We start from the raw sequence: 25,712 nt of genomic DNA, 5'->3' as shown, positions 1-25,712 counted from the left end.
ATCACCGGATTCGTCGTCCGGAATCAGTGCGCTGCGGTGTAGGCCTGCAGGACCGCCGCCGGTATCCGCCCGCGGGTCGATACGGTGTGCCCGTTCTCCGTGGCCCATTGCCGGATCGCACTCGTGCGCGCCGGGGCGGTGGTCTTGCCGGCGGACTTGCGGCGCGCACCGGCCGGTTTCGTGGCCTTGGCCTTTCGCGCGGTGGTCTTGGTCGACGCGCGTGCCGCCCGGGCCTCGCGGGATTGCGCCTTCTTGGCGGCGGTGATGTAGCGCGCGATGTCCTTGTCGAACTGGGCGCCGTTCTTCTTGGTCAGGACCAGGGTGTAGTCCTGGCCCCGGTACGAAAACTCGACGGTATCAACCGATTATGCGGAGATCGATGTGCCTTCGAGGTCGTCGACGTATTCGATGGTCACTATCTTGCCCACGGTTGTCCTTCCCAATGCAAACAAATCGTCCAGTGAAGCCGAGCGTGCGGGGCGAACCGCGAACGCTATGGGAAGGGGAGCATTGGCCGGTGGGCCACGACTGCGCGGGACAGCACCGAACGGCAGTGCTGTCCCGCGCGACCCGAAACGGCGTTGAATTTCAGCCTTCGATGGCGCCGTCGCGGATCAGGTCGGCGGCCTTCTCTCCGATCATGATCGCGGCGGCATTGGTGTTGACCGACACGACTCTCGGCATCACCGAGGCGTCCGCCACCCGTAGGCCGTCGAGACCGTGCACCCGCAGTTGGGGATCCACCACCGACTCCGCGCCGGAACCCATCCTGCAGGTGCCCACCGGGTGGAAGTAGGTGACGGCGGCGGTAGACAGGAAGGAACGCAACGCTTTCGGGTCGGAGGCGTCGGGGCCGGGCAGCACCTCGCGTGCACGCCATGGGGCGAACGGTTCACTGGCTGCGATCTCGCGCGCCACCCCGATGCCCTCGACCATCCGCCGCAGGTCGGACTCCGCTCCGAGGTAGTTCGGGTCGATGAGCGGTGGGGTCTGCGGATGCGGCCCTGCGAGCCGAATCGACCCGCGCGCTTCCGGCACCATCACGGCTACTCCGAACGTGAAGCTGTTCGCGGGGGCGGACAGGTGCGGCGGGTTGAACGGCACGTGGATGAACATCATCTGCATGTCGGGGCCTGCCATGGACGCGTCGCTGCGCCACGTCATCGACGTCTCGGCGTGGTTGGTCTGTCCGACCGGTAACGGCTGCGCGGCTTCGTAGACCACTCCACACGCTGGGTGGTCGTGCAGGTTTCGGCCGACCCCCGGCAGGTTGTGGACGACCTCGACGCCGACGGCTTCGAGTTCGGCCGCCGGACCCACTCCGGACAACAGGAGCAGTCTCGGAGAGTCGACCGCCCCTGCGCTGACGATCACCTCGGCATGGGCGTATGCCGAGACGGTCCGCCCCATCTGTTCGAACTCAACTCCGGTACAGCGGTTGCCGTCGATGATCAGCCTGCGGGCACGGGCGCTGGTGACCACCGTCAGATTGGGTCGGTCGCCGCGCACCGGGTGCAGATACGCCCGTGCGGTGCTCTGTCGTGCGCCACCGGTGATCGACAGATCGTGCCAACCCGCACCCTCGGCGCACGAGCCGTTGAAATCGTCGGTGAGCGGAAACCCTGCTGCGACGGCTCCGCGCAGAAATACCTCGGACAGCGGGTTGGCGATGTCGGGAGCGGCCGGCGCCGGCCGCATCGGACCGTCTGCGCCACGGAACTGCGGATCGCCGCCCTGCACCGTCTCCATGCGCTTGAAATACGGAAGAACCGACTCGTAGTCCCAGCCGGCACAGTTCCAGCTGTTGAAATCGTTCGGGTGCCCACGCAGGAACACCATCGCGTTGATGCTGCTGCTTCCCCCGAGCGTGTGGCCCCTCGGCCAGTCGTGTCGGAGCCCGGCGGTGCCCGGTTGCGGAACCGTGCTGTAGGCGTAGTCGACCTCGGTACCCCACAGTGCCGGCCACGCGAGCGGCGCGTCGATCTCCGGCCTGGTGTCCTCGGGACCGGATTCCAACAACAACACCGTGGTGTCTGGGTTCTCGGACAACCGTGCCGCCAGTACGCATCCGGCGGATCCGGCGCCGATGACGATGTAGTCGTGGTGCAGCGGCCCATCTGCGTGGGTTTTGTCGGTGTTCACAGGTGTCGCACTTTTCTTTGAGGTGGGGGGCGGCCGCAGGCCGAACCCGTTGATGTGGTGGATATTCGAAGAACTGGAGTGCGCCCGGACAGCGCGCTCAGCGCGGGCCGCCGAGCTCGACCGGCAGGCTCACCAGCCCGCGCATCAGCGCGCTCGGGCGATAAGTCAGCGGCTCATCGGCGGCCAGTTCGATGTGGCTGAAGCGCGTCAGCAGTCCGTCGAGCGCGATCTCGGCTTCCATCCGGGCCAGCGGAGCCCCGATGCAGTGGTGAATGCCGTGACCGAACGCGAGATGACGGTTGTCCGTGCGGGAAACATTGAAAGCGTCGGGGTCGTGGAACTGAAGTTCGTCGCGATTGGCACCCAGAAGGGCGATGATGACCAGCTCGCCGGCCGGGATCTCGATATCGCCGACGCGGACCGGCTCACCGGTGAAGCGGGCGGTCGCGGTACTGAGTGGGCTTTCGCAACGCAGCATCTCCTCGATTGCGGAGGGAAGCAGGGTTCTGTCGGCGCGCACCGCCGTCATCTGCGCCGGGTTGCGCAGCAGCGCCAGTACACCGCTGGCGATCAGGTTCACCGTCGTCTCGAAGCCGGCGACGATCAGCAGAAACGCCGTCCCCAGCAGCTCGTCCTCGGTCAGGCGATCACCGTCGTCGCGCAGATGGACGAGATGGCCGAGCACATCTTTGGCCGGCTCCTTCCGCTTGGCGGCAACGATCGATTGCAGGAGCTGCGTCAGCTCCTGCTGTGCGGCGTCCACCTCTGCCGGAACGCTGGTGTTGAAGATCGGCATCACGAGCGAAGAGAACCGCTCGCGTGATTCCGGTGGGACACCGAGCAATTCGCTGATCACCCGCAGCGGCAGCGGCTGAGCGAACGACTGCACGAGGTCGACGCGTCCGGGTGCCCGACGGCTCATCGCGGCGAGCAGATCGTCGGCGATGCCGACGACGGCCGGACGCAATCCGCGCACTGTACGTGCCGTGAACGCCGCGGTGACGAGGCGGCGTAACCGCGTGTGGTCCGGCGGATCTCGAAACAACATGTTGTCGCCCAGTACCGTGCCGATGGTGGTGGGGTGGCTCGGGGGGAAGAGACTGCTGGCGGTCGGGCCGTGTTTCTTCAACCGGGGATCGGCGAGCAGCTTTCGTGCCTCGGCGTAGCCCGTGACCATCCAGACGTCCGCACCGCTCCACATCCGCACCCGGTGCACCGCGCCGCGGCGCCGTAGCTCTGCATACACCGCGTGAGGGTCTTGGAAGAACGAATCATCCAGCGTGAATGGGGTTTGTCCGCGTCGATCGCTGATCTGCTGCACGTTCATAGTGCCATCCTGGCCACGCCGTAACGACCTGCCCAGGCAGCGTTTTTCCTAGCACCAGGAGAGCTACCCGGAGCGCCGGCACGCGGAGCGCTGCCAACGAGATCAGTCGAACATGACCACCGCGCGCCCGACGATATCGCCGCGACCGAGGGCTTCGAGACTGTCGTTGATGTCATCGAACTTCGTTGTCACCACATTGTGTTTGAGCTTCCCCTCGCTGGCGAGAGCCAGCACCTCCTGCAGGTCGGCGCGGTTCCCCCAGAACGACCCGAAGTAGGACCGCTCGCCGCTGACGAAGGGAAACAGCGGCAGTTCCACCGTCGTCCCCATCAAGCCGACCTGCGAGAGGGCGCCCTCGATCGCGAGGATCGACGCGGCCAGACCAAGTGACTCCGATACCCCCGGAGCTCGCGCAATGGTGGCCGGGTAGACATCGTGTGGGCACTTTGTATGCGATCCGCACATACTCTGAGGAGCCACCGCCAGATGAGAAGGCGACCCCAATTGCGGTGTCCACCAGCGTTCTTGTGAGAGCGTGTACGCGCCGGTGCCGCGTTGCGGATCGGAACACGTGCAGCCCGGCGGCCCAGCAGAACGGTGCTACTCGCACACCAGACTCTGTGAATTCTGCTGCTGACGGACCGTTGGTGCGCGACTTACCCTGATCGAGTGGCAAGCAAGAACACGCCGCTCGCGGAGTTTCTTCGGCAACACCGGGCCAAGATTCAGCCGACCGACGTCGGGCTGCCGGCGGGACGCCGCCGGCGCGTGACGGGGCTGCGTAGGGAAGAGGTGGCGAGCCTGGCCGGCATCAGTGTCGACTACTACCACCGCATCGAACAAGGACGGGAACGGCCGTCCGACCAGGTGATCGATGCGATTGGCCGTACGCTGCGGCTCAATCCTGACGCCGTGAGGTACCTGCGGAGCCTGGTGGCGGACTGTGCATCCCGGCGGGCAGTCGTTAAACCGAAGCGGTCGATCAATCCTGCGCTGCAGGTCCTGATCGACACTTGGCACCTCTCTCCGGCGAGCATCCACGACGGCTCCGTGAACGTGGTGATGGCCAACGGATGTGCTGCCGCGTTGTCGGAGAGCTTCGGGGTTGGCGGGAATCCACTGCGCAGCCTGTTCCTCGACGAGCACTTGCGCGAGTTCTACCGCGACTGGGACGGTCTCACGGCGTGGGCGGTGCGCTGGCTTCGTGACTTCGCCGGCCACCACCCAGAGCCGGAGCTGGCCGCGTTGATCGAAGAACTGCGCACGCAGAGTCCACGCTTCCGCACGTTGTGGGCTGGCTACGACGTCAAGCGTCACGGTCGCGGCCTGCTGTTGATCAACCACCAGCAGGTTGGACCGCTCGATCTGCATTTTCAGCACCTGGCGCTGCGCGGTAGCGAGTACGTCATGGTGGTCTACTGGGCGGACCCCGGCTCGCCGTCGGAGGCGGCGTTGCGGGCGTTGAGCGAGTGCCGGTTGTCAGACAGGCGCTGACGGCGTCAGTCGTCGCCAGTCCCGGACGGTGTCCGCGCCCGCGACTGGTGCACCTTCAACGCGAGTTGCAGCGGGAACCACTCCGACGGCTCCATCACGTCGACGCCGCTGAGGTCGGCGGCCCGCGCCAGACGCTGGGACAAGGTGTTGCGGTGCACGAAAAGCTCACGGCTGGCGACACTCTGGCTGCGATAGTGCAGGAACACCGCCAACGTATCGAGGAGTTCGGTGCCCTTGACCCGGTCGTACTCGGCGATGCGAGAGATCGCCGTGGCATAGCGATCACGAATCGAGTCGACGCCGGAGACCCGCATCAGCAGCAGGTGCTGCCCGACGTCGTCGAGGGTGAAGACCCCGTTCGGGTTGTCGAGCCGGCTGCCGATCGCCATCGCCTCCCGCGCCTCGGCCAGAGCGCTCCCGAGCTCCGCCAGCGCCGAAACAGGTTTGGATACACCGAACGTGACGGCGTGTCCAGCGGCCCGCAGCCGCGAACACACCTCCAGCAGTGGCATCCGCAACGTGTCGATCGACGCGTCGTCGCCCTGCCACGGCACCACCGCCACCGTCTGATTCGGAGTCGATGCGAACAGGCTGCCCGACGGTAGTACCGCGCCGTCGGCCAGGAGCTCTCCGAGCGCGGGGGTGATCGGCCGCGTCTCGCCCCGGCGCAGCGCCAACGTGGATGCGCTGGCCACCACGAACACATGGCTGGCGGCGGTGTCCAACCCGAGCGCTGCGGCGCGGCGCCGCAACTCCTCGGCGCTGAGCCGGCCCTGGGTGAGGTCGCGCAGGAACCAGTTCAGCCTGTTGCGGGAGGACAGTTCATCGGTCAGCATCGCCAATCGGATCGCCACAGCGGCCTGATGCGCCACCGCCCCGGCCAACGCGGTCTCGGCGGTGGTGAAACGCGTGGCGGTCAGCCGATAGCAGGCCAGCAGGCCGAACTCCTCGGCACCGACGCGTACCGGGCAGCTTGTCACCGCGCCGGCGATGCCGTCGAATGCGCGGTTCACCGATTGCGCGGCGCTGCGCCAGTCGGCGATCCCGTTGCGGACGTCCATGTCGACGGTGAGCAACTCGGCGTGCAGCGTTTCGACTTCGGCTCCCGGCGCGTCGGTGCGCACCTTCGTGTGCATTCGGTCCGCGCCCGATGGGTCGGTCACGAGGGCGACCGCGACGTCGACCTCCGCGGCTTCGGTGAGGAACCCGACCGCGTAGTCGATCGTCGAGCCGGTCGACGTCCCCGAGGCGACCATCGACGCCAACTCGGTGAGCCCGTCGGCCACCGCGGTCAGTCGACTGCCCGCCTGACGCTCTCGGGCCGTGTCGAACACCGGCGCGACCAACGCGGCCATCCGCTCGACGAACGCCACCTCACCGGGATCGAAACGGTTACCGGCGGTCGCCCACACCGTGATGCAGCCCAGTGGCTCGGCGCGGGACGAGACGATCGGCACCGAGAAGATCGCACCGTAGCGCTCCTCGCCGATTCCCGGGTAGGGCTGAAATCGCGGGTCCTCGGCAGGCTCATCGGGCACCAGGTAGCTCTGCTTGGTGGCGGCGACCCAGCCGGTGACGCCCTCTCCGTAGGCCAACCGCAGCGCGCCCACATGCTCGGCGGCGGGGCTTTCGGTGGCACCTGTCAGGACGAGTTCCTTGGTCGCGGTGTCGTAGACGTAGGCGTAGGCATCGCGATTGCCCCGTCCCGCCTGGATCGCTTCGGCGAGGCCCTGGGCGACCACCGAAACGTCGTCGGAGGCGGCGAGGATCCGCGCCATGTGCTCGACGGCGCGCAGCTCCACCTGCGGCAGCGACTCATCGGCCATGGCCCATCGTAGTTCGCCGACTCCGTGACCGGGAGGCATTGCGGGCAACTCAGATGCGGGTCAGATAGCGTCCGGTCTCCCAATCGCTGACCGCCTCGCGGTGGCGGTCGCGTTCCCAGATCCGCGATGCCAGATAGTGGTCGACGAAAGCGTCGCCGAATGCGGTACGGGCGGTGGTGCTTTGCGCGAGTGCGTCGACGGCCTCGGCCAGTGAGTGCGGAAGCGGTGCGGCATCGCCCTCGTAGGCGTTGCCGTGGACCGGCTCCGGCGGCTCCAACTGATTCTCCACCCCGTGCAGCACCCCGGCCACACACGCCGCCAACGCAAGATAGGGGTTGGCGTCGGCGCCGGGCACCCGGTTCTCCATCCGGCAGGCCGCTTCGTCATGGGCGATGGCCCGCAGGGCGGCGGTGCGGTTGTCGGTGCCCCACGCCGCCGATACCGGAGACCACGATCCGGGGACCCGTCGCTTGTAGGAGTTGATCGTCGGACAGTACAGCGCGGTGAAGTCGCTCATCGTGGCCAATTGGCCGGCCACCGCCTGGCGCATCAGCGTCGACGGGCCGTCACCGTCCCACATCGCGTTGCGGGTCGGTGTCGCCAGCGACTGCATGCTCTGGTGGATATGGGCGCTCGAACCGGCCGCATCGGTGGCCACTTTCGCCATGAAGGTGGCGAGATAACCGTGCTGCTCGGCGATCCGGCGGACACCGTTCTTGTAGATCGCCACCCGGTCGGCGGTGGTGAGCACGTCGGCGTGTTCGATGTTGATCTCGATCTGGCCGGCGCCGTACTCGGTGTTGGACGCCAGGATGGGGATGTCGCAGGCGCGCATGCCCTCCCGGATGGCGCCGATGACGTGTTCGAGCGCGCTGTGCCGGTGCAGGCTGAAGGTTGCGATGCCCGGTGCGGCCGGTGTGAGGTTCCGGTAGCCCTTTTCCGCTGCCGTTTCCGGCGTCTCGCGATACAGGTAGAACTCCAGTTCGTAGCCGGCCGTGAGCTGGTAGCCGAGTGCCGCGGCGCGGGCCACCTGTCGGGCCAGGACGGTGCGCGGAACGACCGGCACCTCGGACCCGTCGGTATGCACGACGTCGCACAGCACGAAGGCATGTCCTGGCTCCCAGGGCACCGGCCGCAGGGTGGTCAGGTCCGGCATCAGCACCACATCGGAATAGCCGGTGTGCCAACCGGATAGCGTGAAACAGTCCATCAGCGTGTCTGCGATGTCCCAGCCGAAGACGATGTTGGGGATCGACGATCCTCGACTGGCGATCGAGTCGAGGAAGAAGTCGGCGGGCACGAACTTGCCGCGCATCTGTCCGTCGAGATCGGTCATTCCGAACTGCACCGTGGTGATCTGATGGCGTTCGAACAGCGCACGGGCTGCGTCCACGGTGTGGACCGCCTGTCCGTTCATCGCGCCGGTTTGCGCGGTTCCGATCGATGTGTTGGTCATTGCCGAACTCCTTTTCGAAGCGACGGAGTCACCTGACATCGACTGCGTCGTCGCCCCCCACCGGCGGTGGTTCGGGTGCATGGCCAACCTAACCCGGCTGCGTCAACGCGGTCTGCGTGCAATGTGTCCATAGTTTCATGGCGAGCGGGGATGGGACCTCCTGCGGCGACATAGCTTCTGCTCACAGCCGGAGCGACGATCGGTCGTCGGCACCGCGAGCGGAGGATGACGCGGAATGCCCAAGTGGTGCGACATGAATCGCGATGAGGTGGCGGCGGCCGCCCGGTCAGGAGCCGTCGCGGTGTTGCCGCTGGGCGCGATTGAGCAGCACGGCGCCCACCTGCCCACCGGCACCGACGTCCTCCTGGCTGTCGCCGCCGCTGACGCCGCCGTCGCGCGCACGGGCGATGTCGTGCTCCCTGCGTTGGCGTACGGCTGTTCGCTCGGGCACACCGCGCACTGGCCAGGCACGTTGTCGCTGTCGGTGGCGACGTTGACCGCGATCGTCACCGACATCGGACGCTGGGTGGTCACGTCCGGATTCCGAAAGCTCGTGGTGATCAACTCCCACGCCACCAACGGACCCTCCGCGCAGAGCGCTCTGCTCACTCTGCGCCATGAGAACCCCTCGCTGCGAACGTGTTTCGCGTCGCTGTACGACATCAGCCCGGAGGCTCGCGCGGGGTACTTCAGCGACGCCGACGATCCGCACGCGAACGTGGCCGAGACCTCGATGGTGCTGCATCTCGACCCGGAACTGGTCATGCTCGACCGGGCGGTCGACGAGGAAGACCGCACCTTCAGCCGCGTGCTGACCTATCCGATGCCCGATGTGACACGCAGCGGCGTCGTCGGCCAGCCCACAGCGGCCACCGTGGACTCCGGCACGGCCCTCTTCGCCGCGGTCGTCGACGGAGTCACTCGGTTGCTGGAGCAGGTCCGCGCCGAGACCGAACCGATGTCCGACCCCGCGGCGAAGCTGCCGTCGGGCGACCAGCACAGCCCAACGAAAGGACCGTCATGAACATCCCCTTCCGCAGCCTCGTCACCACCGCCGCCGCAACCGCGGCGTTCCTCGCCGCCATCGCCCCCGGCGGGCCCGCACACGCTCAACCCGCGGAGGTGAAGAACGTCGTGCTTGTGCACGGCGCCTTCGCCGACGGGTCCGGCTGGCGCGGCGTCTACGACGAGCTGGTGGCCCGCGGGTATCGGGTCACGATCGTGCAGAATCCGCTCACCGCGCTGAGCGACGACATCGCCGCGACCCAGCGGGTCGTCGCCCGACAGGACGGCCCCACCCTGCTCGTCGGACACTCCTATGGCGGCGCCGTGATCACCGCGGTCGGAGTGGACCCGAAGGTCACCGGGCTGGTCTACGTCTCCGGACTGGCGCCGGATGTCGGGGAGACGATCGGCCAGCAGTACGCCGATTTCCCCGCCCCTCCCAGTTTCGTGATCGAGACCGGGCCCGACGGTTTCGGGTTCTTGAATGAGGAGAAGTTAAAAGCCGGCTTCGCCGGGGACACCACCGACGAGGTCGCCGCGTTCCTCCGCGATGCCCAGGTGCCGATCAACATGTCCATCTTCGGCGACACCTTCACCGATGCGGCGTGGCGAACCAAGCCCAGCTGGGCTGTGGTTGCCACTCAGGACGAGGCGATCGATCCGCGGATGCTGCGGCAGACCGCCGAGCGGATCGGCGCGCAGATCACCGAGGTCGACGGCAGTCACGTCGCGTTCCTGACCCATCCCCGCGTCGTCGCCGACGTGATCGACAGGGCCGCGAAGGAATCGGCTCAGGTTTGATGCGCGCCATGGTGGTGACAACGCTGCCTGGATCACCGTTGCGCACAGCGCCACGATGGTCGTATGGCCGTCGATCCGGATCGCACCGGTGAATTCTTCAGGCGGACAGTGTTTTCCATTGTACGCGCTGCCGCGCATGCTCAGGCGCTGGAAATGCAGATCGAGCGGCCCGGCCGGCGGGTGGTTGATCGCCAGGAGGCCGCGACTGTGACGCCTGACGTCCCACTTCGGGCTGCAGCACGCCGAGTTTCGCCGCCGGACCCCGGCGCCGCTCCCCACGGAGGCGTTCGCTCGGGCTCCACGTCGAGGCATCGGAACTCGTTCTCGCGCCGCAGTTCTCGGACTCGCCATGACCTCGTCGCGCGCCACTGCGGTGACGGATGCTGTCGGCGAAGGCGCCGTGACCGGCGGTGTTCAACCGTGTCGTAGGCTCATAGCGTGGTCGACCTCGCCTATGTCATCGCCGGATCCGAAGCAACCGGCGGCGCCGGCCTGCAGGCAGATCTGCGCACCTTTCAACAGCTCGGCACGTACGGCGTGGGCACCGTCACGTGCATCGTGTCCTTCGACCCGAAGGCGAACTGGGCGCACCGATTCGTTCCCGTTGAGCAGCAGGTCGTCGCGGACCAGATCGAAGCGGCGACATCGGCCTATGACCTCGATGTCGTCAAGATCGGCATGCTGGGCACCCCTGCGACGATCGACGTCGTCGCAGAGGCCCTGGCCTCCCAGACCTGGCGACACATCGTCGTCGACCCGGTTCTGATCTGCAAGGGCCAGGAGCCCGGAGCCGCCCTCGACACCGACACCGCTCTGCGCCGCCAGATCCTGCCGCTGGCGACCGTCGTCACGCCCAACCTGTTCGAAGCCCGCACACTCGCCGGAATGGATGACATCTCCTCGATTGAGGATCTCATCGAGGCGGCCCGGCGTATCGCCGATCTGGGACCGAAGTATGTCGTAGTGAAAGGCGGCGTCGAGTTTCCCGGTGACGACGCGGTCGACGTCCTCTTCGACGGCGACGACGCCAGCGTGCTGCGGGCACCGAAGGTCGGCAATGCCCGCGTCGCCGGAGCAGGATGCACGCTCGCCGCGGCGATCACCGCCGAGCTCGCCAAGGGGGCCGAGGTCCCTGCCGCGGTACGGCGGGCCAAGGAGTTCACCACGGCCGGAATCGTCCAGCGGATCGGCGGCAACGCACCGTTCGACGCCGTCTGGCAGGGTGCATCCGGCGCACAGGCGTAACGGCTCGCCCCACGGCCGTGGCGGTGCGCCACCCATGATGCCGCGAGCACCGGAGCGCGTCGATCGGCACACACATGCACGCGCGGGTGGACATCACCGTGACCAGTTCGTAGCCTGTCCCGGGGGCTACAGGCGGACCAGGGGTCAGGTCCGTGCATCGAGGGATAGAGACAAATCGAGTGACCGGGCTTCGCCATACCCTTCGTCGAGCGGCGTGCGGTGCTGCCGCCGCGTGCCTGGTGCTGGGCATATCGATGGGCGATGTGAAGGCCGATCCCGCCGATGACGCACTGACCAAACTCAAGGAGCTGTCCAGTCAGGCGGTGCAGACCCGCGAGTCCGTCACCAACGCCCAGCACGACGCCGACGCCAAGCTGGCTGAGCAGACCGCAGCAGAAGACCGCCACCGCGCTGACCTGGACGCCCTCGCGGCCGCCAACGCCCAGCTTGAGCCCCACCAGGCCGCATACGACCGGATCGCGGCGATGACCTACATGAGCGGCCGCACCGGGCAGATGGCGGCGGTGCTCACCGCGACCTCGCCGCAGCAGCTGATCGACGGACTGTCGGTGCAGCGGACGGTGTCCATCGAGGCCGCCAACCAGATGAAGGCCTTCCACGCGGCACGTGAGCTCGCGGCCGGCGCCGCGCAGGCCTCCGAGAAATCGGCCGCCGACGCCCGCGCCAAGGCGGAGCAGGCCGCCGCGACGCGCGCAGAACTTCAGGCCAAGTGGAGTGAACTGCTGAAACAGATCGCCGCCGCCGAGGCGCAGTACGCGGCATTGACACCGCAGCAGCAGGCAGTGGTCGACAGCATGCCGCCACCCCCGATTGCACCCGCTCCGGAGGATCCGGCGATCGCCGCGATGCCCGGTGACGTTGCGCCACCCCCCGCGGCCCCGGAACCGCTGCTCGCCGACATCCCCGAGGCGCTGCCGGTCGGCGTCGCCTCCGAGATGGGCCTGCAGCGCAACACAATCCTGGCGGCTCGGGCGATCAGCGCGCAGTTTCCGCAGATCGCCGAGATCGGCGGAGTCCGGCCGGACTCGAAGCCCTGGCATCCGAGCGGCTTGGCGATCGACGTGATGATTCCCAATCCCACCAGCCCAGAGGGCATCGCGCTCGGCGATGCGATCCTCGCGTACGCGCTGAGTAACGCTGGCCGATTCGGGTTGCAGGATGCCATCTGGCGCGGCACCTACTACACCCCGGCCGGTCCGCAGGCGACGGGTTACGGCCACTACGACCACGTGCACGTCACGACCACACCTCGCCGTTAGCCGTCGCCCCCGCCCGTCATACTGCAACCGTGACGAAGAAGCGGGACACATCACCTAAGCGGGGATGGCTGTCGCCGAACCAGCAGCGCGCCTGGGTCGCCTATATGCGGGTGCAACTGCGGCTGAGTTACGAGATGAACCGCCAGTTGCAGGCCGACTCGGGATTGTCACTGGCCGACTATGACGTGCTGGTGGCGCTCAGCGACGAGGACCAGGGCATGCGCGTCAGTGACCTGGCCGCGCAGATCGGCTGGGAACGCAGCAGGCTGTCACATCAATTGCGGCGCATGGAGGAACGCGGACTCACCGAGCGTCGCCCGAACGCCGAGGACCGTCGCACCACCAACGTCGTGCTCACGGCGACTGGTCGGCGGGCGATCGTCGAGGCCGCGCCAGGACACGTCGACCTCGTGCGCACCATGTTCTTCGATCCTCTGCCCGAGAACCTGCTCGGCCCGTTCACCGCCGCGCTGGAGCACATTCACGTGAACCTCAACCACAACAGTTCGCTGCCGCCCGCTCCCAAGTAACCGGTGCACCTGGACGGAACCGGGGCCGCCGGGAATAGGTGATATATCACCGATGTTGTAGCGGGCGAAGCGCACCAACCACACGAACGGAGCCCGACAATGGGACAGCTCGACGGCAGGACAGCACTGGTCACCGGCGGAAACTCGGGCATCGGCCTGGCGACGGCCAAGCGCCTGGCCGATGAGGGCGCGTATGTCTTCATCACCGGACGCGACCGCAAACGCCTCGACGAGGCCGCCGCCAAGATCGGCGCGCACGGCGTGCAGAGCGACATCAGCAAGCCGGAGGAACTGGACGCCCTGGCCGCCGAGATCGCCGAGCGCGGAAAGGGCCTCGATGTCCTCTTCGCCAACGCCGGCGGCGGCGATTTCGCCACGCTCGCCGAGGTGACACCGCAGCACTACCGGGACAACTTCGACCGCAATGTCGCAGGCACGGTGTTCACCGTGCAGAAGGCGCTGCCGCTGCTCAATGCGGGCGCCTCGGTCGTGCTGGCCGGATCCACCGCCCCCTCCAAGGGCATCCCGGCGTTCGGCCTCTACGCCGCGTCCAAGGCCGCCATCCGATCCCTGGGCCGCACCTGGGCCGCCGAGTTGGCCGACCGCAAGATCCGGGTGAACACCATCATTCCCGGTCCGATCGAAACCCCCGGACTCACCGGCCTGGCACCAGAGGGTGAACAGCAGGCCCTGCTCGACAGCTGGGCGGAGCAGGTGCCGATGAAGCGGGTGGGCCATCCTGACGAGATCGCCGCCGCGGTGCTGTTCCTGGCCTCGGACCAGAGCAGCTTCATGACCGGAGCAGAGCTGGTCGTCGATGGTGGGCAGATCCAGATCTGACGAGGCCCGAACCGTCCGGGGCCTCCGTAGGGGGTCCCGGCGCGACCCGCCCTCGTTGACAGTGCCGAACCCTCCGTCGTAGCATTCTGACTACACCTGTTGTCAGAGGAGGAGGGCCTCCTGCCATGAGCGGGCCGATCCCGACGCGCCACCCGGACCGTCCACGGCCGATTCCGGCCGGCGTTCGCACCATCGCTACGGCGCTGGCGATCAAGGACCCGACGCCCCAGCAGTGGCAGGTCCTCGGGGAACGGCTCACCGTCGGCGACGAACCGATGGACCGCCTGGTCGAGTGGATGGCCGAAGCGGGGATGGAAGACACGCGGCCGTTGTTCGAGCGAGCGCTCCACGACGGCATCGCGAGCCTCGAAGACGCCCCAGGACCGCTGCGCGACTTCTTCGACACCTATGAGGCGCTGCCGGACTGGGTGGACATGGACACCGTCCGCAGGGGGCAGCGCGCACTGCGGCGCGGTGGGGCCGACGGCATGTACGTCGCCCGGGATGTGTCCCTGCTGGGCGGCTACCAGTTCTCCGGATTCAACAAGACGCTGATTCGCACCGGTGCTCTGGAGAAGGGCTCCAACAAGCGGTTCGCCGAGACCATGCAGTGGGCCATGGACGTCATCGCCGAAGACGGACTCGGGCCGCGAGGTGTCGGATACCGGTCCACCATCCGGGTGCGGCTGATCCATTCCTTCGTCCGGCGCCATGTGTCGGCCATGCCGGACTGGCGCGCCGACGAGTGGGGGCTGCCGGTCAATCAGACCGACATGGCCGCGACGCTGGTCGGCGCCCTCGTCGCACCGGCCGTGGGCGCGCTCGGCATGGGTGTGGTGCTGTCACCGTCAGAATACAGGGCGGTCGCCCACCTGACCCGCTACGTCGGCTGGCTGATCGGCGTCGAAGACCAATGGCTGCCAAGGGATTTCCGCGACAGCGTCCGAGTCCTCGCGCACACGCTGTCCGCGCTGGCCGCGCCCGACGAATCCACCAGGCAACTGGCCGTCCCCATGATCGAGGACCCACTGGCCTGGCACTACGACGCCCTTCCGGGTCTGCGCCGCAGGCTCGCGCGCGCTCAGCACCTGTCGATCACCAGCGCCTTCCTGGGCCGGCGCGCGGTACGGTCCCTGGGCCTGCCGTCCTACTCGTTGCCGTGGTATCCGCTGCTGCGACTGCCGCTGAACCTGTCGCGCAGCCTCACAGCGCTCACCGTGCCGGGCGGCATGGAGCGTGCCGACCACAGGGGCCGCCGCGAGCATCGGAAGTTGTTGCGCACCATGATCGGTGACGACGCCTCGGCCACCATCGGTGAGTCTGCCGCACACGTCAGCCACGTCGCCTGAGCCCCGACGCCGTCCGCGCGGTCAGCGCGGTCAGCGCACCAGAGTCGCGCCGCCGTCGAGACGGATCTGCTGTCCGGTCATGAACCGTGACTCGTCGGCAAGCAGATACAGTGCGGCATAAGCGGATTCCCAGACGGTGCCGCGTCCCATCTTGAGCTTGACGACCTCGCTGTGTCGCTGAGCCGCCTCGTCGGCATCGACCCCGAACAGTGACTGCGACGCCTGCTGGGCCAGCACGGAGTTGATGGGACCCAACATCAACGTGTTGACGCGGATGCCGGCCCCGGCGTACTGCACGGCGGCGATCTCGGTGATCTGGTTAAGCCCGCACTTCCCCAACGCGTACGGCATGATGCCGACGTTCAGGCCGATCTCGTTCTTGACACTGGCGATCGATGAGATGTTCACGATGCTGCCCGCGGTGTCGCCGTCGTTCTTCTCCATGCACTGCGCGGCAAAGAGATTGCAGTGATAACAGCCGAGCATGTTGACGTTGAGGCCGTAGTTGAAGTTCTCGACCGTCATCGAGTTCGTCTCGAAGTCGAACGGCGGATTCGTCGCGACGCTGTAGACCATGCCGTCCACGCGGCCGCTGGTCGCCATGGCCGTGTCGAAGATGCGCCGGCAGTCGTCCTCGTGGGCGACGTTGGCCTCGATGGCGTACGCACGGCCGCCCTCGGCAACGATCATCTCGACCGTCTCCTTCACAGACGCCGGGTTCAGGTCCACCGCGACCACTTCGGCACCGTGGCGTGCGGCCAGGAGCGAGATCGCCCGCCCGTTGCCCATGCCGGGACCGTCGCTCTGTCCGGCGCCCACCACGACGACGACCTTGTCGGACAGGTCGAACGCGGTGCGTCCCCTCTGGTGGAAGTCAATCGACACGATGGTCCTCTTTCCGTGTGTAACAGGCGCCACGACAGGTGGCCGTCATGCGTAACCAACTGACCAAACGTAAAGTTTCTCCTGACCAAACGTACAGCAGGTTCCTGTACGCCTGGTCAGCTAGAGTGTGTGATGTCAGTGACTCCAGAAAGGCACCTGTGTGAGCGGTCACTCATCGGAGTCCAGCGGACCCACCCGGCAGCGCCTGATCGACGTCGCGATCGAACTGTTCAAGCAGAACAGCGTCGCCGGCACGTCACTGCAGATGATCTCCGATGAACTGGGGCTGACCAAGTCCGCGATCTACCACCACTTCCGCACCCGCGATGAGCTTCTGACCGCCGTGATGGAGCCGCTGATCACCGAGGTCGCCGCACTGGTCGCCGCCGCAGAGGTACACCGCGGCGCGCGCGCCCGCGCCGACCACATGCTCGTCGGCTACGCCTCGCTGGCCGCATCGCAGCGCGAGGTCCTGTCGCTGCTCTCCGGCGATCCCGGCGTGGTCGCCCTGTTGCGCACTCGCACCGAGTGGGCCGCCGTCGTCGAACGCCAGATGGCGCTGTTCGCTGATGTCGAACCCGGCTTGGGCGGGCAGGTGAAGGCGGCGCTGGTGATGTCGGGGATCGCGTCGGCCGCAGGCGTCGACTTCGGCGACGTGGACGAGGCGGCCCTGCGTGACGAACTGATCGCGGCCGGCCGTCGCACCCTCGGCCTCCGAGCGCCCCAGGGACGAACCGGTGTCTAGATCCTGCCGCCGGGGAACATCGCCTTGACGGCCTGCGTGATGTTGGCGCGGGCGGCGGCGTCACTGGTGGGGTCCAGGGCGCCGATCGCCATCACGTAGCGGCGGTCGGGCCCGATGACGCCGGTGGACACATGCAGCTGCTTGCCGGGATTCCAGCAGCAGAACCACCCCTGCTTGACGGCGACCTTCTCGCCGGGGAGCCCGTCGGGGATGCCGAATCGCTGTGGGTAGCCGTCGTTCCCCGTCGGTGTGAAGGCCGCGAGGTTGTTGATGATGACGTCGGCCTGTTCACGGGGCAGTCCGCCGGAGCCGTTCAACAGCATCTCGTAGTAGCGGACCAGATCGGCAGCGGTGCTCTGGGTGACGTCCCAGTGCCCGTTGTAGGGCGCGGTCGTAGCGCCCAGCCCGTAGCGGGCCTTGATGCGCCCGATGATGGCGTTCCCGCCGTTGCGGTCCCAAAACATCTGTGCCGCACTGTCATCCGAAGACCGCAGCATGATGTCGAGCGACTGGCGGTCGGCGGGGGACAGCTTCGTCTTGCCCTCTGCCTCCTGCAGCAGGAGGTCGTCGGCGATGAACAGCTTCACCACCGACGCGATCGGGAAGGGGCTGTTGTTGCCGTTGGAGACGCGCTGACCGGTGGTGCGGTCCAGGACAACGACCGCGATGTTCGCACCGGACGCCGCGGCGTCGACGGTGGCCTCCTGGAGGCGGCCGTCGAGTCCGGCGAACGATGCCGGTGGGACAGCGGGCAGTTCGGGCATCGGGGCCTGCGGGACGACGACCGTCGCCTCGGGGGCTGGTTCAGTCGGCGGTGCACCCCATCCCTGCGCACACCCGCCCACGAGCAGCGCCACGCAGGCGAGGGCCGCACCCGTCATCGCCGATTTCGGCTGGAGCCGACGCATGAGTGTCCTCCGAGTAGATCCGTCGCCAGGGGCAACACTGCACCCATCGGTGCCGACAGCCTAATTCGGCGGCCGGACCGACGCCGTCTGACTACCCACGTTCGTCCGACTTGACGCTTCTCCGCGAGCCTGTGGTTATCGAGGCCCCCTCTCGACAAAGTCCTCGACAACTACAGGCTCGGGGTCGCGCGGCGACGATCCCCCGGCGCTCGCGCCCGTGATCAACCCCTCAGGGATGCAGGTTCCACTGGCCGACATCCTGAGCCAGGACGTCGTTGACGTCGACGCGGATGCCGCCGACCAGCGGTCCCGGACTCGACGCGGTGTCGATGACGCGTTGGTAGAGGACCGCGGCGGGGTGGATCTTTCCGTTCGACCACGACCGGGTCTGCCACGCCCACCGTTTCCCGGGTGTGCGGGACTGCCCGATGACACCGTCGGCGATGGCCCATTCGCACACCTTGACGCCACCGTAGACACCGGTGCGCAGCACGCCGATCACCGAGTTGATTCCACGAAACCACGGAAGTGCCCGGTTGTTCCACGTCTCCCGGTCGATGTCGTCGTCGACGGAGAAGTAGATTGGTGCGCTCTGCCCGCCGCCTGCCGCGGTGTGCAGGTGCCAGGCGGTCTTGGCATCGGCGACACCGCCGGGTCCCCCACGCAGGAAGTCCGATGGTGCGGTGCCGCCCGGTTTTCCGTACTGGAAGTTGCTGACGATCACCAGCCCGGCCCTGACCAGTGACTCGGCATACGGGCGGGTGATCGGCTTGGCCCCGAAGTTCGAGCCGGGACGCGACGTGGAGACGTAGTTGATCACCCCGGCGTAGCCTGCAGCCCGAATGTGTTCGGCGGGAATCTGAGCCGCGGCGAAGTCGATCAGTTGCGAGCCGGCGGCCGCTGCAGGGGGAGCCGTGGGGATGGCTGACGCCGCACCCAGACCGGCCAGCACCGATGCGGCACCGGCGTAGCGCAGCGCGTCGCGACGCGAGACCCGGTCCCGCCGCCGGCTGGACGTCTCCGCCGAGTTCTGCACGGCGGGATGTTAACAATGAGGCTGCTGTTAACTGCTGCGACTCGCCGGAGGGTGTCCGGCTCCTGCGGTGTCCACGGCGCCCGCCTGTGGTCCGAGTCAGGCCGACTTGGCGACGTCCTGCTCCTCGACCCTCTCTACCTCTACGAGGTTGTCGCCCACCGCGCACCCACGCCGACTGTGCAGCTTGTCGGTGCGGAATGGCGCAGAGCCCACCGATAACCTGCACATGCGGCGACCTCCATGGCCACCAACAGCGCGCGCAGGCCAGTCAGGGCGTCACTGAAGCACGAAAGGCGCGAATGGCGTCGACAGCAAAGCGGTGGTCGTCGTATTCGGACAAGCCCGACACGCCGACGGCACCGATCAGCGAACCGCAGACCCGCAGGGGCACCGCGCCGCCGGCCAACGCGATGTCCTCCGTGCGGTAGCCGCCATAGATGTAGTAGTCCTCCGGTTCGGTACGGGCCTCACACGCCACGGCCCAGGATGAGCAGTTGTGTTTGGCGACGGCACGGAACTTGCGTGCCATCCAGTCGTCATTGGTGGCAGCCGAACCGGCGAGCGCGGCATGGAACACCCGCTGCTCCCCGAAGGCGATCGCGATCGTCACCGGGAGTGCGGCATCCACAGCGGTCGACACCATCGCCGAGCCGAGCTTCCATGCCCGCGCATGGTCGAAGAAGGGAAAGTCGAGGCCCTCCTCGTCAGCGAGGGCGTCGAGGTGGCGCTGCTTCCACATCGCAGAGTCGGCTGGGCGGGAGGGCATGCGCATCTCAGTCCCGCCCGTCGATGACCGCGGCGAACTCGGTGAGGAACCGGTCGGCATCGGCGTCGTTGAAGACCAGCGGCGGCCGGATCTTGAGGACGTTGCCGTGTAATCCGCTGGCCGAGATCAGGATTCGCCGATCACGCAGGCTGTTGACGATGTCGGCGGCCCCGACGGGGTCCGGTTCACCGGCACCGTCGACCACGTCGACCCCGATGAACAGCCCGGCGCCGCGAACCTCGGCGAGGGTGGAATGGCCGTCGATCAGCCCCTCGAGAGACCCGCGAAGCACCTGTCCGACCTCATCCGCATGGGACAGCAGCCCCTCGGACTCGAGAACGTCGAGCACCGCACCGGCCGCGGCGATCGACACCGTGTTGCCGCCAAAGGTGTTGAAGTAGCGGACATTGCGGTCGAACTCTTCGATGAGTTCGGGACGGAAGATTGCCGCGGCGATCGGGATGCCGTTGCCCATCGGCTTGCCGATGGTGACGATGTCGGGAACGATGCGGTGGCGCTGGAAGCCCCACCAGGACTGGCCGGTGCGGCAGAAGCCGGGTTGCACCTCGTCGGCGATGTACAACCCGCCAGCGGCGTGGACCTCCTCGACGATGGGCTGCAGGAACCCGACGGGATCGGCGAACACGCCGTCGCTGGAGAAGATGCTGTCGGCGACGAATGCCGCCAGGCGGTATCCGTGCCGGTGCAGGTCCGCGATCGCGGCGCGGACCCTGCGGCGCATCTCGGCAGCGAGGTCGCCGTCCGGCGCGGTCCGTCGGTCGGGTGCGGCGACGACGCGGACATGGCGGCCCAGCGGTGTGCCGGTCCCGAGTGACGGGGAGATGGCGGCGACCTCGGTGGTCAGACCGTGGTAGGCGCCCTCGGTGACGATGACGCCTTCGTTACCCGTGACGTACTTCGCCAGTCGCAGCGCCAGGTCGTTGGCCTCGGATCCGGTGCAGGTGAACGTCGCCCGGGTCAGCTCGCTTGGGAACTTCGCGACGAGGCGTTCGGCGTACTCGACGACGGCGCGCTGGACGTAGCGGGTGTTGGTGTTCAACGTCTGCATCTGGCGATGTACTGCCTCCACGACGTGCGGATGGCAGTGGCCGACGCAGGGGACGTTGTTGTAGACGTCCAGGTAGTCGTTGCCGTCGGCGTCGAACAGGTGTGCCGCCTCGCCGCGGACGAACTCGGGCGGTTCCCGGTAGAAGAGCCGGTAGCCGGGACCGAACACCTTCGACCTGCGCTGAATCAGCTCCGCCACTTGAGGATCGAGACGGTCGACGTCGGCCGGGTCGAAGCCGTTGACCATCGGCGCGCGGGAGGAGTTGACCGAGGGAGGGGGAGTCATGCGGACCTTCCTGACGTTGCAGTGGAGCGCAGTTTGGTGACGACGTCGCTGACCGGGACGCTCATGATCGCGTCGAGGTCGACCCAGTCCCGCCCCGCATGGCTCATCAGGTACTCGTGTCGTTCTGGGTTCTGCTGAGCCCGCCACCCGGCGATGAGCACCCGCAATACCAGTCGGGCGGGCACCGTCGCGGCCAGCAGATCGACGTGGTCATCGGGAAGGTCGCGCACGCGTCGGTATCCCGACAACACCGACAATGCCCGGGCCCACGGGTCGGTCAGCCTGCTGTCGATCTGATTGGCCACCGCGACGGTCACGTCGAAGATGACCGCCGACCGTCCGGAGTCGCCGAAGTCCAGGATGCCGGTGACGTACTCGGGGGACGCGTCGTCGACGATGGTGTTGTACGGGCTGAAATCGTTGTGGACGAACTGGGTTTCGAGATCCGGCAGCACCGGCACGACCATGTCCTCGTAGCGGGCGAACACCAGATCGGCCAGCCTCTGGTGCTCGGCCTCCCTGACGTACTGGCGCAACTCGCCCAGTCGGTGGAAGTTGGCCAGATCCCACAGGACCAGTCGATCCTCGCGGGGGTGGCTGAAGGGGCGCAGCGCGATCGACAGCTTCGCCAAGGCCGCTCCGACATCCTCCAACTGGGAGTGCGACGGCGTGGCCTCGCTCAGCGTGCTTCCCTCAATGAACTCCATGACCCGCAGCAGGCGTGGTGATTCACCTGTCCCGCAGGGGATCTCCACGTGAACAGCGCCGTCTGCGGTGCTGAGAAGTCCGGGAACGGGAAGTTCAGGTGCACTCTGGCCGAGGAACCGCATCACCGAACTCTGCAGATCAACTATCGCCGGATCCTCATCCGCCGCGGCGACCTTCACCAGGTAGGGGCGGGTGTCGGTCGTGAGCTTGAACGTGTCGTCCTTCTCGGTGGGAATCCGCTTGAGCTCACCGGAGAGGTTGAAGTGGCGACGCAGGTGGTCATCGACCACGCCGGTGCTGATCGGCGCACCGTTTCCGTTCAGTCCGGTGTCCGCGACCACGCGGTCGAAGAAGCTGTCCAGGTGGTCGGTCGTACGGGGGGCTGATGCCTCCGTCCGGTGCGGCGTCATGTCCCTCTTCCGGTTGTCGTCGCGGACGGTCTCGGCGTGCGTCCCTCCGAAATGTGAACATTCGTTCAAATACGGAACGATCTTAAACGCGCCGTGAGTGCCCCCGCAAGACTTCTGAGTGGCCGGGCAGAGGCCACCGCCCGCCCCTTCCCGTTGAATGGAGGGTTTGGTCGGAAAATGATGCGCTCAGAACTCTCCCGAATCCGTCGACGCTGAGGAAGAGTGGGACCGTGCGCGAATATCTGAAGTTCTACATCAATGGCCAGTGGGTGGATCCGATCGAGCCGAAGAGCCTCGACGTCGACAACCCGACCACCGAACAGGTTTCCGGTCGGATCGCCCTCGGCGGTGCGGCCGACGTCGACGCCGCGGTCGAAGCGGCCCGCAAGGTGTTCACCACCTGGTCACTGACCACCCGTGACGAACGTCTGGCCCTGCTGGGAGCGATCCTGGCCGAGTACCAGAAACGGTCGTCCGACCTGGCCGACGCGGTCAGCGAGGAGATGGGCGCGCCCCCGAGCCTGGCCGCGGGTTCGCAGGTCGGGATGGGCATGGGGCACTTGGCGACCGCGATCGAGGCGCTGAAGAAGTTCCAGTTCGAGGAACAGCACGGCAGCACCCTGGTGGTGAAGGAGCCGATCGGGGTGTGCGGCCTGATCACGCCGTGGAACTGGCCGATCAACCAGATCGCCTGCAAGGTCTTTCCCGCGCTGGCCACCGGCAACACCATGGTGCTCAAGCCGTCCGAGGTGGCGCCCTACTCCGCGCAGATCTTCACCGAGATCATCGACGCCGCCGGCGTCCCGGCCGGGGTGTACAACCTGGTCTACGGCGACGGCCCCGGCGTCGGCACCGCGCTGGCCAGCCATCCCGACATCGACATGGTTTCCTTCACGGGGTCCACCCGCGCGGGCATCGAGGTGGCCAAGAATGCCGCCCCGACGGTCAAGCGGGTCACGCAGGAACTCGGCGGCAAGAGCCCCAACATCGTGCTCGACGACGCCGACTTCGCCAAGAGTGTGGCTTCTGGAGTGTCGGTGATGATGGTGAACAGCGGGCAGAGCTGCAACGCCCCGTCGCGGATGCTGGTGCCGAAGTCCCGGATGGACGAGGCCGCCGCCATCGCCCGCGAGACCGCCGCCGCGGTCAAGGTTGGTGACCCGTCGGAGAAGTCAGCGATCGGGCCGGTGGCCTCGAAGGTGCAGTTCGACAAGATCCAGGGACTGCTGCAGAAGGGTGTCGACGAGGGCGCCGACGTCGTCGTCGGCGGAGTCGGCCGTCCCGACGGACTCGGCGTCGGCTACTACGTCAAACCGACCGTGTTCGCCAACGTCACCAACGACATGACGATCGCGCGGGAGGAGATCTTCGGCCCCGTGCTGTGCATCCTCGGCTACGACGATCTCGACCAGGCCGTCGAGATCGCCAACGACACCGAGTACGGGCTCGCCGGTTACGTGTCGGGCGCGGATCTGGAGACAGCCCGCGCGGTGGTCCGCCGGATCCGGGCGGGTTCGGTGGCCATCAACCACAATTTCGACATCAGCGCGCCGTTCGGCGGGTACAAGCGCAGTGGCAACGGCCGCGAGTGGGGACACTTCGCCTTCGATGAGTTCCTGGAGACCAAAGCCGCGTTGGGATACGCGCCGCAGTAGGCGCCTGTCGTCAGCGCCGAGAGTGGCGCAGGTAGAAGTCGAGGTGCGCTCGCGCGGCGCTGGCCCAGGTCCTGGATGCCGCCAGCGCGCGTCCGGCCGCCGGATCCTGGGAATGTGTGAGCGCTGCGGTCAGCGCCTCGGCGAAGCCGGCAGCGTCGGTCGCGAAACCGATGGTGGCACCGAACACTTCGCGCAGCACCGGTAAGTCTCGTCCGACGACGGGGCGGCCCGCGGCAAGCGCCTCCATCGCGGCGAGACCGAATCCCTCCTTGGTCGAAGGGAACGCGAACGCCGCGCAGCCGGCGACCAGGGCAGGCAGGTCGGAATCCTCGATGGCGCCGAGGATCACCGGGCTGACACCGTGTTCGAGACACCGTTGGTCGAAGGCCGTGCGGTAGTCGCGGTAATCGAACAACGTTTCACCGCCGGCGATCACCAGCGTCAGCCGCGGATCTCGGCGTCGCAGAAGCGCCATCGCGTCGACCAGATCGATCGTGCCTTTGCGCGGTTCGATGCCGCCGACGGCCAGCACGTAGCGGCCCAGTTGCGACTGCCAGCGGCGTCGTGCGGCGACGGCCTCCGGTGAGTCACCGGCTGCGTCGGTGAACCGCTGCGCTTGAACACCGTTGGGGATGACCGTGGGCGACAGCGCCCACCCCGCGCGCACCTCGGCGGCCACCGCCTCGGAGACGCAGATCCGCGCGTAGGGCTCGATGATCGCCCGCTCGTGGCACTGCGCGAGCACCGGCGTGGTGAACTCGTCGAGGTGGTGGATGGTGCGGATGCAGCTGCCGACGGCGTTGGCGCTGATGCAGTCCTGCGCGTGCACGATGTCGTAGTCCTGCGGCGTGAACGCCTGCCGGAGCAGTTCGATGGAGCGGACAATGCGGTCGGTGACGGTGTCCCCGGCGACGTCGGTGAACTCGACGAGTCGAACCGAGACAGCGGGAGAAACCGGACGGAAGAACCCGCGGTCCCCGGCGCGGGCCAATGACCACACGGTGACATCGGCACCCTGGGCGGCCAGCGCCTCGGCAAGGTTGAGGGTGTGAACCACACCGCCGCGTGGCTTCGTGGAGTAGGTGAGAAGCGCAACGCGCAGGCTCATCGGCACTCACCGCGGCTCTGGTAGGTGTCGGGACGCAGTTCGGCCAAGTGATTCAACACCTTTCGGGCACGAGCGATCTCGCCATCGACATCGATCTCGATTCTGGCCAGCCCACCTTTGGCGCGGGTGGTGGCCAGGATGTCCCCACCGGGGCCGACGATCTTGGCCTGGCCCAGGAAGCGCAGGTTGCCCGTCACTCCGGTTTGGTTCGACGACACCAAAACCACCTGGTTCTCGGCGGCCCGCGCGCAGTCGTAGAGGTCGAACAGTCGCGACTGCCGGTCGGCCGGCAGGCGTGAGGCACGGTCGGTGATGCTGGCCGGCCACGCCGACAGCGCGGCGATGATGCCGGCGTCGGCAGCGGCCAGGGTGCGGGCAGCTTCGGGGAAGGTCTTGTCGTAGTCGATGAGCATGCCGAGCCGGCCCACCGGGGTGTCGAAGGTGGAGAACCGGTCACCGGCGAGGTAGGTCAGGGCTTCACCGGCGGGTTGATGCACCTTGCGGTAGCTGCCCAGCACTCCGTCGCCGGTGACGCAGACAGCGGTGTTGTAGCGGCCTCCGCCGGGTGCGGCCTCGGCGTATCCCAGGCACACCGTCGCCGGTCCAGCCGCAGCGACGATCGCGGCGATCTCCGGTCCGTCGTGGTCCAGCGCCGGTGGTGGGTCGTCGGGATCGGGCGCCTGGAAGTCCCCGATATACCCGCCCAGGCAGGCGTCGGGAAGGACCAGGAGGTCAACGCCCTCATGGCGGGCGGTGTCGATGATGCCGACGGCCTTGTCCACGCAGCGCGGCACGTCGCGGCCGAAGTGTGCCGCCACCGCCGCCAGGACCACCGGTGCCAT

The 25,712-nt window shown here is 67.3% G+C and carries 24 protein-coding genes and 1 pseudogene; 10 read left to right on the top strand and 15 right to left on the bottom strand.

Going from position 1 to position 25,712, the window contains the following annotated elements:
- Positions 1 to 23 precede the first annotated feature (23 nt).
- The 5 genes and pseudogenes from G6N34_RS25315 to G6N34_RS25300 form a co-directional block, all read right to left on the bottom strand.
- A complete protein-coding gene (locus G6N34_RS25315; protein ID WP_420088822.1) occupies positions 24 to 266 on the bottom strand; it encodes an Lsr2 family DNA-binding protein in 243 nt (80 codons plus the stop codon).
- Positions 258 to 344, bottom strand: a pseudogene (locus G6N34_RS28570) (Lsr2 family protein); the annotation flags it as partial. The gene G6N34_RS25315 and the pseudogene G6N34_RS28570, both read right to left, overlap by 9 nt.
- Before the next feature lie 244 nt (positions 345 to 588).
- Entirely contained in the window at positions 589 to 2,142 is a 1,554-nt protein-coding gene (locus G6N34_RS25310; RefSeq protein WP_085153731.1) for a GMC family oxidoreductase, read from the bottom strand.
- Positions 2,143 to 2,239: 97 nt separating this feature from the next.
- Positions 2,240 to 3,469: a cytochrome P450 family protein gene (locus tag G6N34_RS25305; protein WP_085153729.1), complete on the bottom strand. Its 1,230-nt coding sequence runs from the start codon at positions 3,467 to 3,469 to the stop codon at positions 2,240 to 2,242.
- Positions 3,470 to 3,571: 102 nt separating this feature from the next.
- Positions 3,572 to 3,799, bottom strand: coding sequence for an MDR/zinc-dependent alcohol dehydrogenase-like family protein (locus G6N34_RS25300; RefSeq protein ID WP_085153727.1), 228 nt, complete (start codon positions 3,797 to 3,799; stop codon positions 3,572 to 3,574).
- 339 nt (positions 3,800 to 4,138) lie between these two features.
- On the opposite strand from G6N34_RS25300, the gene G6N34_RS25295 reads away from it, so the two are divergent.
- Positions 4,139 to 4,963 carry a helix-turn-helix domain-containing protein gene (locus G6N34_RS25295; RefSeq protein WP_085153725.1) on the top strand — a complete coding sequence of 275 codons (825 nt, stop codon included), beginning with the start codon at positions 4,139 to 4,141 and terminating at the stop codon, positions 4,961 to 4,963.
- A 5-nt stretch (positions 4,964 to 4,968) separates the two neighbouring features.
- On the opposite strand, the gene G6N34_RS25290 is transcribed toward G6N34_RS25295, so the two are convergent.
- Together G6N34_RS25290 and G6N34_RS25285 are read right to left on the bottom strand one after the other, a co-directional pair.
- Complete coding sequence (locus G6N34_RS25290) at positions 4,969 to 6,789, bottom strand: helix-turn-helix domain-containing protein (RefSeq protein WP_234812987.1); 1,821 nt, start codon at positions 6,787 to 6,789, stop codon at positions 4,969 to 4,971.
- A 49-nt stretch (positions 6,790 to 6,838) separates the two neighbouring features.
- On the bottom strand, positions 6,839 to 8,245 hold the full coding sequence (locus G6N34_RS25285) for a glutamine synthetase family protein (RefSeq protein ID WP_085153721.1): 1,407 nt from the start codon (positions 8,243 to 8,245) through the stop codon (positions 6,839 to 6,841).
- A gap of 253 nt (positions 8,246 to 8,498) precedes the next feature.
- On the opposite strand from G6N34_RS25285, the gene G6N34_RS25280 reads away from it, so the two are divergent.
- From G6N34_RS25280 to G6N34_RS25250, 7 genes are all read left to right on the top strand, one after another.
- A complete protein-coding gene (locus G6N34_RS25280; protein WP_234812986.1) occupies positions 8,499 to 9,269 on the top strand; it encodes a creatininase family protein in 771 nt (256 codons plus the stop codon).
- Positions 9,266 to 10,051 (top strand): alpha/beta fold hydrolase, encoded by a 786-nt coding sequence (locus G6N34_RS25275; protein ID WP_085153717.1) that lies wholly within the window; start codon positions 9,266 to 9,268, stop codon positions 10,049 to 10,051. Before G6N34_RS25280 ends, G6N34_RS25275 begins: the two co-directional genes overlap by 4 nt.
- 438 nt (positions 10,052 to 10,489) lie before the next feature.
- The gene (gene thiD / locus G6N34_RS25270) at positions 10,490 to 11,296 is read left to right on the top strand and encodes a bifunctional hydroxymethylpyrimidine kinase/phosphomethylpyrimidine kinase (RefSeq protein ID WP_085153716.1); all 807 of its coding nucleotides are present in this window, start codon (positions 10,490 to 10,492) and stop codon (positions 11,294 to 11,296) included.
- A gap of 179 nt (positions 11,297 to 11,475) precedes the next feature.
- On the top strand, positions 11,476 to 12,576 hold the full coding sequence (locus G6N34_RS25265; protein WP_085153714.1) for a coiled-coil domain-containing protein: 1,101 nt from the start codon (positions 11,476 to 11,478) through the stop codon (positions 12,574 to 12,576).
- Positions 12,577 to 12,680: 104 nt separating this feature from the next.
- Positions 12,681 to 13,106 (top strand): MarR family winged helix-turn-helix transcriptional regulator, encoded by a 426-nt coding sequence (locus tag G6N34_RS25260; RefSeq protein WP_085153713.1) that lies wholly within the window; start codon positions 12,681 to 12,683, stop codon positions 13,104 to 13,106.
- A gap of 99 nt (positions 13,107 to 13,205) precedes the next feature.
- Positions 13,206 to 13,946 carry an SDR family NAD(P)-dependent oxidoreductase gene (locus G6N34_RS25255; RefSeq protein ID WP_085153711.1) on the top strand — a complete coding sequence of 247 codons (741 nt, stop codon included), beginning with the start codon at positions 13,206 to 13,208 and terminating at the stop codon, positions 13,944 to 13,946.
- Positions 13,947 to 14,071: 125 nt separating this feature from the next.
- On the top strand, positions 14,072 to 15,295 hold the full coding sequence (locus G6N34_RS25250; protein ID WP_085153710.1) for an oxygenase MpaB family protein: 1,224 nt from the start codon (positions 14,072 to 14,074) through the stop codon (positions 15,293 to 15,295).
- A gap of 30 nt (positions 15,296 to 15,325) precedes the next feature.
- Here G6N34_RS25250 and G6N34_RS25245 read toward each other — a convergent pair whose 3' ends face one another.
- Positions 15,326 to 16,180 (bottom strand): SDR family NAD(P)-dependent oxidoreductase, encoded by an 855-nt coding sequence (locus tag G6N34_RS25245; protein ID WP_085153708.1) that lies wholly within the window; start codon positions 16,178 to 16,180, stop codon positions 15,326 to 15,328.
- A 160-nt stretch (positions 16,181 to 16,340) separates the two neighbouring features.
- Here G6N34_RS25245 and G6N34_RS25240 point away from each other — a divergent pair, with 160 nt between their 5' ends.
- Positions 16,341 to 16,925 carry a TetR/AcrR family transcriptional regulator gene (locus tag G6N34_RS25240; protein WP_085153707.1) on the top strand — a complete coding sequence of 195 codons (585 nt, stop codon included), beginning with the start codon at positions 16,341 to 16,343 and terminating at the stop codon, positions 16,923 to 16,925.
- Here the strand turns inward: G6N34_RS25240 and G6N34_RS25235 are convergent.
- The 5 genes from G6N34_RS25235 to G6N34_RS25215 form a co-directional block, all read right to left on the bottom strand.
- The gene (locus tag G6N34_RS25235; RefSeq protein WP_085153705.1) at positions 16,922 to 17,833 is read right to left on the bottom strand and encodes a serine hydrolase; all 912 of its coding nucleotides are present in this window, start codon (positions 17,831 to 17,833) and stop codon (positions 16,922 to 16,924) included. The two genes, G6N34_RS25240 and G6N34_RS25235, sit on opposite strands and share 4 nt — an antisense overlap.
- Positions 17,834 to 18,062: 229 nt before the next feature.
- The gene (locus G6N34_RS25230; protein ID WP_085153704.1) at positions 18,063 to 18,869 is read right to left on the bottom strand and encodes a DUF1906 domain-containing protein; all 807 of its coding nucleotides are present in this window, start codon (positions 18,867 to 18,869) and stop codon (positions 18,063 to 18,065) included.
- Between the two features lie 268 nt (positions 18,870 to 19,137).
- On the bottom strand, positions 19,138 to 19,635 hold the full coding sequence (locus G6N34_RS25225; protein ID WP_163645530.1) for a heme-binding protein: 498 nt from the start codon (positions 19,633 to 19,635) through the stop codon (positions 19,138 to 19,140).
- Positions 19,636 to 19,642: 7 nt separating this feature from the next.
- The gene (locus G6N34_RS25220; RefSeq protein WP_197746713.1) at positions 19,643 to 20,950 is read right to left on the bottom strand and encodes an aspartate aminotransferase family protein; all 1,308 of its coding nucleotides are present in this window, start codon (positions 20,948 to 20,950) and stop codon (positions 19,643 to 19,645) included.
- Between the two features lie 35 nt (positions 20,951 to 20,985).
- Positions 20,986 to 22,107, bottom strand: a complete 1,122-nt coding sequence (locus G6N34_RS25215) for a phosphotransferase (protein WP_085153699.1) — start codon at positions 22,105 to 22,107, stop codon at positions 20,986 to 20,988.
- A 230-nt stretch (positions 22,108 to 22,337) separates the two neighbouring features.
- On the opposite strand from G6N34_RS25215, the gene G6N34_RS25210 reads away from it, so the two are divergent.
- Positions 22,338 to 23,762 (top strand): aldehyde dehydrogenase family protein, encoded by a 1,425-nt coding sequence (locus G6N34_RS25210; RefSeq protein ID WP_085153698.1) that lies wholly within the window; start codon positions 22,338 to 22,340, stop codon positions 23,760 to 23,762.
- 10 nt (positions 23,763 to 23,772) lie between these two features.
- Here G6N34_RS25210 and G6N34_RS25205 read toward each other — a convergent pair whose 3' ends face one another.
- The gene (locus G6N34_RS25205; RefSeq protein ID WP_085153762.1) at positions 23,773 to 24,864 is read right to left on the bottom strand and encodes an MSMEG_0565 family glycosyltransferase; all 1,092 of its coding nucleotides are present in this window, start codon (positions 24,862 to 24,864) and stop codon (positions 23,773 to 23,775) included.
- Between the two features lie 2 nt (positions 24,865 to 24,866).
- Entirely contained in the window at positions 24,867 to 25,712 is an 846-nt protein-coding gene (locus G6N34_RS25200; protein ID WP_085153696.1) for a carbon-nitrogen hydrolase family protein, read from the bottom strand.

The organism is Mycolicibacterium confluentis (assembly GCF_010729895.1).
GTDB classification, from domain to species: domain Bacteria; phylum Actinomycetota; class Actinomycetes; order Mycobacteriales; family Mycobacteriaceae; genus Mycobacterium; species Mycobacterium confluentis.
The sequence above is the reverse complement of the archived record's forward strand: the minus strand, read 5'-3'. Positions and strand labels throughout refer to the sequence as shown.